This window comes from Enterobacter sp. UNJFSC 003, from assembly GCF_036903355.1.
Lineage (GTDB): Bacteria > Pseudomonadota > Gammaproteobacteria > Enterobacterales > Enterobacteriaceae > Enterobacter.
The window spans coordinates 826,141-840,859 of record NZ_JBAKHK010000001.1 but is presented as its reverse complement, the minus strand read 5'-3'; the positions used below and the strand labels follow the sequence as shown (position 1 = coordinate 840,859).

Here is a 14,719-nt window from a genome sequence, read left to right as displayed (position 1 = left end):
TAAATAGCTGATGAATTTTCTTGTCATCCCTTTCACAGGTAAATTCATTAGCTATCTCGTATTCACAGTAAGGGCGCCGGCCCCGATGGGCCGGCCACCTTCATTATGCGTCTTTCGTCTTCAGCGACGGCAGTTTAGAAACCAGACGCAGGGAAACGGTCAGGCCTTCCAGCTGGTAATGCGGACGCAGGAAGAACTTCGCGGCGTAATAGCCCGGGTTGTCTTCAATCTCCTGCACCTGTACTTCCGCAGCCGCCAGCGGTTTGCGGGACTTGGTTTCCTGAGAGGAGTTAGCCGGGTCACCGTCCACGTAGTTCATTACCCAATCGTTCAGCCAGCGCTCCATCTCTTCGCGCTCGCGGAAGGAGCCGATTTTGTCGCGCACGATGCACTTCAGGTAGTGCGCAAAACGGCAGCAGGCGAAAAGGTACGGCAGGCGGGACGCCAGGCGCGCGTTAGCGGTCGCATCCGGGTCGTGGTACTCCGCCGGTTTTTGCAGAGACTGCGCGCCGATAAAGGCTGCAAAATCAGAGTTTTTACGGTGCACCAGCGGCATAAATCCGTTTTTCGCCAGCTCGGCCTCACGACGGTCGCTGATGGCAATCTCGGTCGGACATTTCATGTCCACGCCGCCGTCGTCGCTCGGGAAGGTATGGCACGGCAGGTTCTCAACCGCACCGCCAGACTCGACGCCACGAATCGACGTGCACCAGCCGTACTCTTTAAAGGAGCGGTTGATGTTGGCAGCCATCGCGTACGCGGCGTTCGCCCAGGAGTAGCTGTTGTGGTTTGCGCCGTCGGTTTGCTCTTCAAAGTCAAAGCTGTCGACCGGGTTGGTGCGAATGCCGTACGGCAGGCGCGACAGGAAGCGCGGCATCACCAGACCCAGATAGCGGGCATCTTCAGATTCACGCAGTGAACGCCATGCGGCGTATTCGGTGTTCTGGAAGATTTTGGTCAGGTCGCGCGGGTTGGCCAGCTCCTGCCAGGATTCCATCTGCATCACGCCCGGTGCGGTACCGGTGATAAACGGACAGTGCGCCGCAGAACCGATGCGCGCCATTTCGCCCAGCAGTTCAACGTCCTGCGGGCTGTGGTCGAAATAATAGTCGCCCACGAGGCAGCCAAACGGCTCGCCACCAAACTGACCGTACTCCTGCTCGTAGATTTTCTTGAAGATCGGGCTCTGGTCCCAGCCCACGCCCTTGTAGCGCTTAAGGGTACGGCCCAGCTCCTGCTTGGAGATGCTCATAAAGCGGATTTTCAGCATCTCGTCAGTTTCGGTGTTGTTCACCAGGTAGCTAAGGCCACGCCACGCGCTTTCCAGCTTCTGGAATTCGTCGTGGTGAATGATCTGGTTCACCTGCTGAGAGAGTTGCTCGTCGATACCGGCAATCAGGTTCTGAATCGTGCGGTAGGTGTCGTTTGAGAAGGTAACGGTATTTTCCAGCGCCTGCTGCGCCAGCGTTTTTACCGCGCTCTCCACGGCGGAACGCGCCTGGTCGGTTTTGGGACGAAACTCTTTGTTCAGCAGCGCGCTGAACTCATCCTGGCTGAACGCCTGACCCGCCTGCTGCTCGTGTTGTTGAGTCTGGTTGCTCATCGATTATTCCTCGCTACCTTTCGCGCTTTCGTCATTTTTCGGCAACTGGCTCAGGGATTTGAGCAGCGTCGGATCCTGCAGAATTTTTGCGATTAACTCTTCTGCCCCGTTTTTACCGTCCATGTAGGTCAGCAGGTTGGAAAGCTGAGTACGCGCCTCCAGCAGCTTGTTCAGCGGTTCGACCTTGCGGGCCACTGCATCCGGCAGGAAGTCGTCCATGCTGTCGAAGGTCAGATCGACGTTGAGTTTACCTTCGCCGGTCAGGGTGTTATCCACCTGGAACGCCACGCGCGGCTTAAGCGCCTTCATGCGTTCGTCAAAGTTATCAATGTCGATTTCGAGGAATTTACGCTCGTCGACCGCCGGCAGATTTTCCACCGGTTTGCCGACCAGATCGGCCATGACGCCCATCACAAACGGCAGCTGAATTTTACGTTCTGCGCCGTAGATCTCTACGTCGTACTCGATCTGCACGCGGGGGGCACGGTTACGTGCGATAAATTTCTGCCCACTGTTACTCATTGCCATGATGTTCTCCATCAAAGATGCGCGGTGAAGGTGAAACGACAAACTCCATGCCTGTCGTCATAATGCCTGGACGCGTCATTCGCGGCGTCCAAAGATATTTTCCAGTTGGTTAACGCCGTCTGGCGCCAGGTCGCGAATAATGTCCATAAAGTTAAGTTCTGACAGCCGCTGCACCCGTTCAATCATCAGCGGTGCGGGGTGACTTGGTTCGTACTGCGCAAAATATTGTTTCGCTTTTTCCAGCATGAGCTGCGCGTCGGCGCGGCTGGTCACCTGCACGCTGCGCCAGTCCGTGACCTGTTGCACGGGCTGCGTAACGGCTGACTGCTGCGATGCGGGCTGTTCAGCCTGCGCATCACGATTCGGCAACAGCTTGCTGATGTCGGTCACCTGGCAGGCACTGGCAACCAGCCCCACGGTTTTTAGCAGCTGGTCCATTTCCGGGACGCCACTTTCACCCAGATACCCGGTCAGCAGATCGCGAATAGCCATCAGCCTTTCGTTGATGAGTACCACCGCTTCGGTTCCTGGCTGCTCGCCGCGGGCCAGCTCGTCGATCAATCGTGGACGGCCGCCGGGATAATCTGGACATTCCGTTTTACTGCCGTCGAGCAGGGCCTGCGCGTCCCGCAGGGAGATCTCATCCCCGTTTGAACGCAGCAGTGAGGCGTTGCGCAGCGCGACGGTGAGTTCGGACTTGTCGCTTAATCCCGCAAGGGCGTTAATGCGGTAGAAAGGATCCGTTTCGCCATACTCCTCCAGTAACGGATAGAGCGGCTCCCAGTAACGCGCAATCGCTTCCTGAACCAGTAACAGCCCGTCGGCGTAGCCCGGAAGGCCGCGACGTCGTGTCCAGGCATGGGTTAACGCCAGCATGACGCGAAGATCTTTGGTGCGCCCCAGCAGGCTGGTGGCGAGTTTTTCTACCGTATTCCAGTCAGCCGGTTCAGCGGGAATGATGGTGTCGCCGAACTGCTGTTCCGCTTTGCCCTGGCTTGCCTGCCCCATAGCCTGAAAATCGGCATCGTATTCAAGGTTATCGCCACAGGGTTTTTCCGGGCTTATCGGCGCGAGAAATTCATCAATATTCATGGTGTCCCTGCTTATTCAAACATAGGCGGATAAAGACCGTGACGCCCGGGCCGGGCACCGCCTGCCGGATCGAACAGCAGCGTGAAAAGCTGCCCGGTAAAGTTTCCGCTGTGCACGTGGGTGTAGAGCGGGTAACCATCGCAGCGGTTGGTCCACCAGTAGCTGGTCTGGCGAAGCGGGTCGAAACACTCCGCCGCCTGAGGCCAGCCCAGCGTGTTTTGTCCGTCCTCGTCATAGCCAATGACGTCGAGGATGTCCGAGCGCTTTTGCGGCTCAACGGGCTGCGGCGCGGGGATCGTCATCAGCAGGTCATCCAGCTGCGAGGCGGAAAAGCTGTTGCGCACCGCGTGCAGCCCCAGTCTCCCAAGCTGCTGGTACCAGCTTTCAGCCTGTCCCAGCAAACGTGAAGACCAGTCAGCCGGCGCAAAGCTGAGCTGGATGCAGACCGGGTACTGGCGGCCCACGCTGTCACGTCCGGGCAGCAGGCAGCCCATCTGGATCATCTGGCTGCCCAGCATTGGCGGAACGACAAAATTCCAGACCGGGGCTTTATCAAACTGGCGCTCGCCGGTGCGCTGCTCTTCCTGCTGCCAGGCGAGCAGACCGACCTGAAACCAGTGTGACCACTGGCGCTGTAGCGTGTCAGGAAAGCGACGCTGCAAAAAATCTCCGGCGCTGGGTAATTTGCCATACCAGCTGTAGCGGTTCATCGCAGGGGTATTCGTCATACGGCTGTCCTTGCGGTTATGGGCATGAGAAACGTGGAAGCTGGAACGGGTTGCGGATGCTGTTAGGGGCAAACTCCAGCGTCACCTGATGTCCGTCAACGTTGAAGGTGGCCTGACGGCTCAGGCTACCCGCACCCGGGCTGGTGCGCGCTTTGTCAAAGAAGCGGTTAAGCGCCCAGGAACCGTTGGTGACCAGCGTCGCCGTGCTGCCGTTGGCAAGACCCAGCTGCATGCGTACCTGGTTGGTGCCGCCCGGTCCCGGCCAGTTCATGATCTGCACCGCCTGTGGACCGTGGCTGTAGCGCAACAGCTGACCGTCAACGTCCAGCGTCAGGTTGAGAATGGTGTTATCCATTCGAATGGTGCGTACCGTCACCTTGAAAGACGGCGTTGTCGCGCCGTTGGCAAAGAAGGCATCGCGAATGGACTGGGCCTGCTGGAACGGTCTGAGTAGACCTTCACTTCCCGGCAAGGTCTTACCGTCGATACCCGGCATAAAACGCCAGTTCGCCTGAGTGGTATCCACTTTGTTGGTCAGATTGTCGCGGAAAAAGGTGTCCATCAGCCCGGTACCGGGAGCAAACATGCGCGCGAGGTCGTCCGGCGTGACTTCGGTACTGGCGCTACGCACTAGCGGATAGCGACCGGCAATCGCCTGACGGCAGAAGCCGCCGACCTCAACGTTGATGCGCTTGCGAACGTTTTCCAGATCGCGGCGCTGGGTATCGCTGCTGGCGCCCACCGCCATGTTACTGAACATAGTTTGCAGTCCGCCCGGCAGTCGTCCCGCGCTGGCCTGCAGGCGGCTGATTGCATCGCCGCCCGGCGCGGGCATACCGCTGTTGGCGGCATCCTGGACGGCGGTCAGGTAACGATACAGCTCATCAACCTGCTTGAGAAAGTCATCAAAGACGATGGTCTTGCCGCCCTTCTCCAGCGGCTGCGCCAGCTCGATCATCGGCGCATAGTGGTCGGTCACCAGCTGTTCAGGTGCCTGCGTCGCCACCGCGCCCTGCGTTGGGGCATTGTCATTGTTGCTGAACAACGCTTCGAGCGTGCGGGTCGCGCGATTGCTCTGGGCCTGCGCCTTTTCAGCATCTTCCGGCGCTGGGGTATTGCGCGAGAGGGTTAGCACCTGACTCAGGTTCTGCACCAGACGGCGCAGGGGTGAGTTTGCGCTGGAAAGCAGACGCGCGGTGTTAATGCGCTGAGAAAGATCGGCACTGCTGTTCAGCTGAATATCGGCGAGAAAACGGTCCCAGTTAGCAATGAAGTCCCGCATGTAGAGCTGACGTACCGCGTTATCGATCTGCTGCTTATCCTCCTCGGCCGATGCGGCGCCCAGCACCCAGGCGTCATCTTCGTGCAGCGCTGTCGTCACGCTGTCAATCTGGCCGTTGAAGCTTTTCCAGTAACCGTCCGGGGTATAGAGCCCCGGCACGCCCTCACTCACCGGTTTGCCGCTTTTGCGGGAGAACACCAGTTCGCTCTGCGGGCCGCCCAGGTCGGAGAGAGAGACAGGCTTTAGGTTTTCGTCATGCTCAAGCAGGCGCTTTAAGCGCCCGTACACGCGGGTAGAGAGCGGCTGCTGGTTGATAAGCGCCCTTTCGCGGGCCACCAGCCCTTCATCGAGCGCATAAGGTGAAGCCTGAATTTTCGGCTCCAGCAGCTGCGTCAGGTGCCATTCGAGCTGCTGCAGCTGCGCCTGCGTAACGTTCTGCGGCAGGTTACGCTGCAGGTTGAGCATTACCCACGAGTGCAGGAATTTACCGTCATAGTGCTTCGGCTGATACAGCATCTGATAGGCTTTCAGCGCCTCGTAGCTGTATTCCACATCGCTGCCGTTGTCGTTGCGCAACCAGGTGGTGATATGCATCGCGACGGCAGGCAACAGCATCTGATCCAAGGCCTTCTGGTACAGAGACTGCGAGGCATCGCTGACGTCATCCCCACGGTAAAGCCCCATTCTGCGGGAGACCGGCGGATCGTTGACGTCAAAGGCCTCGCTTTTCGGCAGATCGACCAGGCCATTCAGCAGCGGCAGAAGGGCAAACAGATCGCGCTGCGTCTGATTCTGCAGGGCTTTACTCTGCTGATCCAGCAGAGGAACTTTAGCATCGACCTCTTCCAGATAGGCTTTGTTTTTGGCGTAGCTGGTCAGCCACAGGCCGCCGAGGATCGCCAACAGCGCCAGCAGCGCCGCATAGCCGGACCAAATGACGGCGCGGTTGCGCAGTTCCCACCAGCGGTTTTCGCCTGCGATGCCGGCTTCCTGGAAAATAACGTTTTGCATCAGGTTCTTGATAAAGAAACTCTGACCTTTCGCGCCTGGAATAGGCGCGTCTTTACTGACGGAATCCCAGCTATCGCCCTCTGCGCCTTCCGGCAGCGACAGCGCGCGGTTCAGTTCGCCCATGACGCGGTCAAACGGCATGCCCTCCTGCGTACCGCTGGCAAAGTAGACGCCACGTGGAGAAAATTCCGTTTCAAAGTTAGAGCGGGCAAAGACCGTGCTCAGGTAGTCTGCCAGCAGCGGACGCAGCGCGGCGAACTCCTGCGGGAAGAGATACGCCTCTGCGCGGGCTTTGGCGTCATGCTCTTTCAGCATGGTCTCGGGTAATCCGGCATCCAGACGCTGCTGTAAGAGGGAAAACTCCTGCTGGAAATTGCCCATCAGGTCGAAATCAGCGTGTTTGGTTTGTTCCCACGGCAGCGTAAAGCCCCAAATCTGGTCGCGCTGCGCTTTGTCGTAATCGGCATACCAGGCGCGGAATCCTTTAAGCAGGTCCGCCTTGGTGACCATGACGTAAACCGGGAAACGAATGCCCAGCTGTTCGTGCAGCTCGGAGAGTCGCTGGCGCAGGTTCACCGCCTGCTGGCGGGAGGCTTCCGGAGAGAGCGTCAGCAGGTCGGAAATGCTGATCGTAATAATGACGCCATTAATCGGCTGGCGGCGGCGATACTTACGCAGCAGTCCGATGAACTCCAGCCATTCCCCGGCATCCTGGACCTGCTCGCTCTCCTGGGTGGTGTAGCGGCCTGCGGTGTCCAGCAGCACCGCTTCATTAGTGAACCACCAGTCGCAGTTGCGCGTGCCGCCAATGCCCCGCAGCGCGGTCTTACCGAAACGATCCGCCAGCGGGAACTGCAGCCCGGAATTCACCAGTGCCGTGGTTTTACCGGCACCCGGTGCGCCAATAATGACGTACCATGGCAGTTGGTAAAGGTATTGCGTGCTGAAGCGCTGCGTCCACTGCGCGCCCTGTCCCGCTTTGCTGAAATGCGCTTTTTTCAGCATCTGCGCCGCTTCATCGAAACGTCCAGCCAGGATCTGCTCTTCGCTGTTCAGCCGCTTCTGCGGATCCGCCGCGTCCGGGCTGGTAGTGTTCTCATTGAGCTTGTCCATCAGCTTGCGGTTCAGCCAGGCGTTATACAGCCGTGGCAGAATATGGCCCTGCGCCCATAGCAGATAAACCACCGCGATACTGATGATGCGGTTTTGTTCTGATTCGAGCGGTCGGGTGTCGACGATGGACAACAGCGGACCAATCATCCAGATCACCGCCGCGAGCGCGGTAACGCCCAGGAAGCTCCACAGAATGCGGTTGGTCAGTATGGAAAGAAGTGTAGTCAGCATCCTTAGTTTCCTTGCGGCAATCCGTTCAGCTCGGCCTGGGTATTTTCAGGCGACACCAGCAGAGTAATTTCCACACGGCGGTTACGGGCGCGATTTTCAGGCGTATTGTTCGGCGCCACAGGATTGATCTCGCCCCGCCCTTCCGCTTTTACACGTTCAGGCTGCGAGAGGCTTCCCTGCAGCATTTTTTGCACCGAGCGGGCGCGATCCAAAGAGAGTTCGTAGTTGGAGGCAAAGCGCGCGCTGCGAATCGGGACGTTGTCGCTGTAGCCCACCACCAGAATTTTGCCGCTGACGTTATTCATTGCCTGGGCGATACGGTTGATTACCGGCTCATAGCGGTCACGCACGACGGTAGAGGCAGACGCAAACAGCCCGTCGCCTTTGAGGATCACCACGCTGCGATCCGCTTCATCTTTCACCGCAACCAGGCCGGCATCGATTTCCGGTTTCAGGAAACCACGCAGGTTAAGCACCGCGGGCAGCTGCCGCGCAGGCTGCTGGATGGTGGTTTCCGGCAGCTGAGACTGGTAAATCTTCGCCAACACCGGGCTGGTGTTGTCGCCAAGACGCCAGTTAAGCACGATATAGAACAGGCAGGCGATAAACCCTGCCAGCGCCACGCAGGCCCAGAGCGGCACCATCGGACGCCACAGCTTACGCAACACAGGACGATCTTCAGGATGCGGCGAGAGCGGCAGCGGATAACTGCCGCGCACGCCGCGGATCATCTGCCACAGCCGCTGCTTGATGGTATCAAGCTGGGTACGGCCATTATCCAGCACCCGGTAGCGCCCTTCGAATCCGAGCAACAGGCAGTAGTTGATCATCTCCAGCAGGAGGATATGCTCCCGCGGATTTTGCGACAGGCGCGCCAGCAGCTGGAAGAACTTCTCGCCTCCCCAGGTTTCGTTATGAAACGTCACCAGCAGGCCATTGCTTGACCAGACCCCGCTGCTGCCCCACGGCGTCAGCGCGGCCGCTTCATCCAGCGCCGTACACAGGCAATAGCGCGCCCCGACGATCACTTCATAGGCCAGGCCTGCCTGCTGACAGCGCACTTCGAAACGGCGAATTTCATCGATCAGGCGCTGGCGCAAGGCCACCTGATCGTCATGAGACACCGAATGACGGATTTGCGGAATCGCATTGAGCAGCGGATTGGCGGCTGCCACCAGCTGATTGTTGCTACTGGCTCCGGTAAACGCGGCATCACTGCCGGTATCCTGTCGTTCCTGCATATTAAGCGCTCGCTTTATTATTCAGTCGGGCTACGGATGGCCCAAAACTCCATATCAAGACCCGGGAACTCCCCTGCAAGATGCAGGGCGAATGCACCGGACTTATCCATCTCGTGCCACAGCTCGCTCCCTTTCTCCAGCTCAAAGTAGCTGTAGCCTGCATGCCAGGGGATTTGCGGCGGCGCAACCGGCATGGCGCGCAGCATAATACCCGGCAGCTGGAGCTGGACCAGATCGCGAATTTTCGAGACCGGTGCAACCTTCATCTGAGCAGGGAAATGGATCTGCAAATGTTCGCCCGGCACGTTGGCCTTGACCGCAAGCACGAAGCCAAACTCGCGAACCATGCTGGTTTCCGGCACGGTGGCAATGTTGAGTCCGTGAGAACGCTCGTGCAGCGGCAGCTGGATAGCGTGGTCTTCCATCACCAGCGACAGCCCCTGACGCAGCATCAGCATCAGCTTGCTAAAGCAGCCTGAGAGGTCATCGTGGTCGTAATTTGGCAGCACCGTTTCGGCGGTACGCTGCGAGGTCCAGGTCGCGAGCTCGGTGGCAAAGGGCATCCAGCTGCGCCAGATCGCTTCCGGATGCAGCAGCGGCAGCGTTTTCAAATGTGACACTTCGCCCAGGTGACGGTTTACGAGGGACAGGAGCGTAAATTCAATTAGCTCGGAGGTATTAAAGCGGCCAGGCTGGCGCAGGCGCCCGCCAATCTGCTGGCTACGCTGCACCAGTAAACCGTGCAGATCGTTGATCATGCTGTAGATCTGCGGGCTGTTAATGGCGTTCAGCATCGGCGGTATATAGCTGTTGTCCAGCCGCACGTGGTTATCGTTGCGCTTTTCGGCGACAAACGCCACGCCGATGGCGGTCCACTCTGCCGTGAGATCTTTTTCCAGCATCAGGGTCAGGCGCAAACGGCCGAACTGCACGGTGGCATCGCCCACCGACATGGCGTTATCGTCTTCCACCTCCTGTTCGAAGGCGATAAAACGCGCCAGAGACGCCGACTCCTCGCTAAAAATGACCTCCTCACGATCCCCACGACGCACCGGCAGGGCGAGTACGACCTTCTCATTGGCGAGATTGTCAGGAATTTTCAGCGGTACCGGGCCGTTACGCCCGTTGCGCACCTGGAAAAAGGTCCCGTCAGGCAGCACGCCGCTGCAGTAGCTCAGGGCAATACAGCCCTGACGGAGCATCGCCTCATCCAGTTCTACATCAAGAAAGCCCCAAAGATACGCGCGTTGCAGCGCACCCCATTCACGGACGTGGTTGAGCAGATAACTTTCTGTCCGTTGAAAATGGTGTGGGCGCAGGAACATACCTTCGGTCCAGACGACCTTTTCTGCTTTCGACATGATTTACTCTTTCCTGTAATGAAGCGCGTTACTGGCTGATGACCCGGATGCCATTGACGTCAAGAAAAACGCTGGCCTGGAGTTCATCTGCGGACCATTTCCAGAACTGATAGATATGATTTTCGCCGGGAACAGGCAAAGGGAGTGACACGCGCCATTTCTTTCCATCCAGCGCCTGATATTCCGCCATCACGCCGATATAACGCGCGTCCGGGGAGCTTTGCCCGCTGAGGGTTTTCGAAAGCTGGCCCGGCATCAGGAAGAACACATCGCTGTTAAGCAGATTCGCGCCAAGCGTAGCTGACGCGTTGTTCTGCAGGGAATAGAAGTCGCTGGACATGAAATCCGCATCGGACTTCAACAGCAGCACTCTGACTTTAAGCGGCGCAGAATCATTAATTTGGGGGTGAGCCTGAAACTGCAGATTGTAGCGGGAGGGGTCGCTGTGTGAAGACGACGAACATCCACTGACCAGGGCGAAAATCACCGCGTAAAAGACTAACCACAGCTTATGAAAATTTTTATTATTCATAAAAATACGCTCAGAAAAGCCGTTAGTTCAGGATCCAGGTACCGTTAGCGCTGTCTTTGCAGGCTTTGCTGTTACCGTCCACATCAACACAGGTCGCTTTTTTACGCGCTTTAGGGCGTTGGGCTTGCTTACGCACGGTGGCTTCGTATTGGTCGGCCTTGATGACGGCACGCATTGGGACGTAGCCAATCAGCTGCTCTTGCCCTTCATCGGCCAGCGCCATCCAGTAATGTTCCACCTGCCCCAGCACCACATAGGTTTTACCGGTGACGAGGGTGCTAATGACCTTTCCACCGAAGTCAGGGCGACTCATCAGTGACGCTGGGTACATGGCACGATAGGCCTCATTAACCTGGGTGAACTCTGTTGGCGGAACGACAGCGTGACGGTGCGTTAACGTGACGCCGTTGACCTGGCTGGTCACGATGGTGTCGTCGGTGATTGCAGGTTTTTGCGGGGCTTTACAGCCCGCCACCGCCATTACAAACAGAAGTGAAAACAATACGCGCATTTTCATATGCTTTTCCATAGCGATATTTCGATGATGAGATAAAGGGAGTGAAGTTTGACTTAAGTGCTATCGTTAAAATAATCAGGATATTTTCGGTGCGTTACTATTATTAAGGCATAGCTACCGCACGAGCCCTTCAGAATAAGGCCCAGCGTCTACCTGACATATTTTGACAAACGGTAAACAAGTTTACATGAGCTTGCCATCAATTCAATATTTCCTTCTGCAGAACTGATGCTTAATGAAGCACCCGATTCATTATAGGATTAATCCTATGAAAAAATCCGACAGCACCTCGAACGTCCTATTATTAGGCGTTCAACTAATATAAGACCATGATTAAAAACGATAAAAAACAAGAGAGAACCATTGTCATTAACGCACTACTGCTATTATCACCACTACCATAATTAGTAGAGTTTGGCTTTTTGCAGGGTTATGATGAATATATCTTTCATGAATTATTTGTTGCATTGATAGAGTATCTTTAATTCCGATAGACGTTCCCCTTCAGAATTAAGATATTTCACATAGGATGCGTGAAATTAATTTCGCACCACAAAATAACTTTATTTTTTGCCCTTCCCGGCAGGGTTATCGTCGACGAAAATGTATTAACAATTAAGCCCACGTAAACTTTATTGTATAATTACTGGTCAGCGGGTGCCTCTCCTCCCCGCCAGGCGCCGCACAATCTTCTTCGCCCGCTTTACCTTTCATCTGAAATTTAACCCTCGCTACATAGTCACGCTGGCTGAGTAATTCATTCCCTCGCTGCGGTCTAGGGAACATATTTATTATTAACATGATAAAAAATCGTTATAATTTCTTTAAAATTCTTAACCACAGTGCATATAAGTCACTGTAAGAAAAGGGTTAGCGGGTATGAAGAAGAAAAGACGGGCGGTACCTGGGATCAGAGATTACGACGGTCCTGCCGGGGGCTGGGGGGCGTTAAAGGCGACGGCGATAGCGGTACGTACGCAGATGGACGCGCTTGAAGCCCCGGCAACCCTGCTACGCACCAACCAGCCTGACGGCTTTGACTGTCCTGGCTGCGCGTGGCCCGATAAAGAACATAAGTCGACGTTCCAGTTTTGCGAGAACGGCGCAAAAGCGGTGACCTGGGAAGCCACCAGCAAGCGCGTCACCCCGGAATTTTTAGCGAAAAACAGCGTGTCGTCACTCCTGCAAAAATCCGACTTTGAGCTGGAGGGCTACGGTCGTTTAACGCACCCTCTGCGCTATGATCGCGCCAGCGATACCTTCCAGCCTGTCGACTGGGACGCTGCGTTTGCACGCATTGGCGACATACTGCGCGGGCTTGAGCCTGAACAGGTCGAATTCTATACCTCGGGCAGAGCCTCTAACGAAGCAGCGTATCTGTTCCAGCTGTTTGCCCGTGAATACGGCACGAACAACTTCCCTGACTGCTCCAATATGTGCCACGAAGCCACCAGCGTCGGCTTGCCGCGCTCGATAGGCATCGGTAAAGGTACGGTCTCGCTGGATGATTTCGATAAAACGGAGCTGGTGATTTCCATTGGCCATAACCCCGGTACCAACCACCCTCGCATGATGGGCACGCTGCATGAGCTGGCGCGCCGTAACGTGCCGATTATCGTCTTAAACCCGCTTCGCGAGCGTGCCTTAGAACGTTTTGCCGATCCGCAGAGCGTCATTGAGATGGCGACCTACGGCTCGACGGATATTGCCTCGACTTACTTCCAGGTGAAGGCCGGTGGTGACGCCGCCGCGCTAAAAGGCATCGCCAAGCACCTGCTGCAGATGGATGCAGATCGCGGCAACGTGCTTGATCGTGCTTTTATTGCCGAACATACGCTCGGCTTTGAGGACTTCGCGACGGATATCGCCCGCACGGCCTGGGATGATATCGAGCGTGAAGCCGGGCTGAGCCGGACGGCACTGAAAAGCGTTGCCGACGCCTACGCCAAATCGAATGCCACCATCATCACCTACGGGATGGGCATTACCCAGCATAACAAGGGGACGGCGAACGTTCGCCTGATTGCGGATGTGCTGCTGTTACGCGGCAATATTGGCAAACCCGGCGCGGGAATTTGTCCCTTACGCGGACACTCCAACGTGCAGGGGAACCGTACCGTCGGGATTACCGAAAAACCGACGGCGGCATTTATTAACCGCCTGAAAGAGGTGTTCGGCTTTGAACCCCCTTCGCAGCATGGGCACGATGCGGTGGCGGCAACCCAGGCGATGATCGACGGTCGCGCCAAAGCGATGATTTGCCTGGGGGGCAACTTCGCCGTGGCGATGCCCGATCATGAAAAAGGATTCCCGGCGATGAATTCGCTCGATCTGAGCGTTCACGTCGGTACAAAGCTGAACCGTACGCACCTTTTGGTCGGAAAAGAGACGTACATTTTTCCGTGCCTTGGCCGCTCCGAACTGGATATACAGGCAACCGGACGTCAGTCCATTACCGTGGAAGATTCCATGTCGATGGTGCATGCCTCCTCCGGCAAGCTAAAACCGGCCTCTCCCCTGCTGCGCGCGGAGCCTGCCATTGTGGCGGGAATAGCAAAAGCCACCCTTACGCATACCCGCGTGGACTGGATGGCGCTGGTTGAAGACTACGATCGCATCCGCGATCTGATTGAACAGACCCTTCCGGGATTCGATAAGTACAACGAACGCATTCGGGTTCCCGGTGGATTCCGCATGCCGCTACCGCCCACGCGGCGCGTCTGGCCTACCGCGACGGGCAAAGCGATGTTCTCGGTGTTTGATGGCGTGGATGAGAATGCCAGCGGCGAAGGCGATAACGTCCTGCGTCTGATTACGCTGCGCAGTCACGACCAGTACAACACCACTATTTATGCCCTTGATGACCGCTATCGCGGCGTGTTTGGCCGCCGCGACGTGCTGTTTATGAACGAAGACGACATGGGACAGCTTGGGCTGGAGCACGGTGACAGGGTGGATATCGACACCGCGCTGCCGGGCAGCGTTCAGCGTCTGGAAGATATTACGGTGGTGGCGTACAGCATTGCTTCAGGTTCTGTAGCGGCTTACTACCCGGAAGCCAACGTGCTGGTTCCGCTGGATTATCTTGATAAGGACAGCGGCACGCCGTCGTTTAAATCGGTGCCCATACGCGTCACCCTACGCTCGAAAGAGATTCGGATGCCGGGCTGATATCCACCAGCAGCAGCGTGCCTACACTCCCCGGCGGTACCTGATGCCAGGCACCCCGGGGAACAAAATAGTAATCCCCGACATCGAGCGTGAATTGCTCGCCGTCCACCACCAGCGGCAACGTCCCCTCAATCACCAGCAGCAGCTCATCAAAGTGCTCGTGGACTTCCGGCGCAATACCCTCGCCTCCCATTCTGATGACTTTGATGCTGGCATCACCGACCTGACCCAGGATCTGCGACTGCCAGATTTTCGGCAGACCTGCAGCCACGTTAAATATCGATCCGTTTTTCATCGCGCGTCTTCCTT

The 14,719-nt window shown here is 56.8% G+C and carries 11 protein-coding genes; 1 reads left to right on the top strand and 10 read right to left on the bottom strand.

The window, feature by feature from the left end; all coding sequences use genetic code 11:
* Positions 1–103: 103 nt before the first annotated feature.
* The 9 genes from tssC to V5P19_RS03850 form a co-directional block, all read right to left on the bottom strand.
* Complete coding sequence (gene tssC, locus V5P19_RS03890; protein ID WP_334400298.1) at positions 104–1,603, bottom strand: type VI secretion system contractile sheath large subunit; 1,500 nt, start codon at positions 1,601–1,603, stop codon at positions 104–106.
* Positions 1,604–1,606: 3 nt separating this feature from the next.
* Positions 1,607–2,131: a type VI secretion system contractile sheath small subunit gene (gene tssB, locus V5P19_RS03885; protein WP_008502644.1), complete on the bottom strand. Its 525-nt coding sequence runs from the start codon at positions 2,129–2,131 to the stop codon at positions 1,607–1,609.
* Between the two features lie 75 nt (positions 2,132–2,206).
* Complete coding sequence (gene tssA, locus V5P19_RS03880; RefSeq protein ID WP_334400296.1) at positions 2,207–3,223, bottom strand: type VI secretion system protein TssA; 1,017 nt, start codon at positions 3,221–3,223, stop codon at positions 2,207–2,209.
* An 11-nt stretch (positions 3,224–3,234) separates the two neighbouring features.
* Entirely contained in the window at positions 3,235–3,951 is a 717-nt protein-coding gene (tagF, locus tag V5P19_RS03875; RefSeq protein WP_334400294.1) for a type VI secretion system-associated protein TagF, read from the bottom strand.
* A 16-nt stretch (positions 3,952–3,967) separates the two neighbouring features.
* Positions 3,968–7,588: a type VI secretion system membrane subunit TssM gene (tssM, locus tag V5P19_RS03870; RefSeq protein WP_334400292.1), complete on the bottom strand. Its 3,621-nt coding sequence runs from the start codon at positions 7,586–7,588 to the stop codon at positions 3,968–3,970.
* A 2-nt stretch (positions 7,589–7,590) separates the two neighbouring features.
* Positions 7,591–8,829, bottom strand: a complete 1,239-nt coding sequence (locus V5P19_RS03865; RefSeq protein WP_334400290.1) for a DotU family type VI secretion system protein — start codon at positions 8,827–8,829, stop codon at positions 7,591–7,593.
* 17 nt (positions 8,830–8,846) lie between these two features.
* Positions 8,847–10,190: a type VI secretion system baseplate subunit TssK gene (tssK, locus tag V5P19_RS03860; protein ID WP_334400288.1), complete on the bottom strand. Its 1,344-nt coding sequence runs from the start codon at positions 10,188–10,190 to the stop codon at positions 8,847–8,849.
* Between the two features lie 28 nt (positions 10,191–10,218).
* Positions 10,219–10,722, bottom strand: a complete 504-nt coding sequence (gene tssJ, locus V5P19_RS03855; protein ID WP_334400286.1) for a type VI secretion system lipoprotein TssJ — start codon at positions 10,720–10,722, stop codon at positions 10,219–10,221.
* 22 nt (positions 10,723–10,744) lie between these two features.
* On the bottom strand, positions 10,745–11,239 hold the full coding sequence (locus V5P19_RS03850; RefSeq protein WP_334400285.1) for an SH3 domain-containing protein: 495 nt from the start codon (positions 11,237–11,239) through the stop codon (positions 10,745–10,747).
* 879 nt (positions 11,240–12,118) lie between these two features.
* On the opposite strand from V5P19_RS03850, the gene V5P19_RS03845 reads away from it, so the two are divergent.
* Positions 12,119–14,410 (top strand): FdhF/YdeP family oxidoreductase, encoded by a 2,292-nt coding sequence (locus V5P19_RS03845; protein ID WP_334400284.1) that lies wholly within the window; start codon positions 12,119–12,121, stop codon positions 14,408–14,410.
* Here the strand turns inward: V5P19_RS03845 and V5P19_RS03840 are convergent.
* Positions 14,373–14,705 carry a cupin domain-containing protein gene (locus tag V5P19_RS03840; RefSeq protein WP_334400282.1) on the bottom strand — a complete coding sequence of 111 codons (333 nt, stop codon included), beginning with the start codon at positions 14,703–14,705 and terminating at the stop codon, positions 14,373–14,375. The genes V5P19_RS03845 and V5P19_RS03840 overlap by 38 nt on opposite strands.
* Positions 14,706–14,719 lie beyond the last annotated feature (14 nt).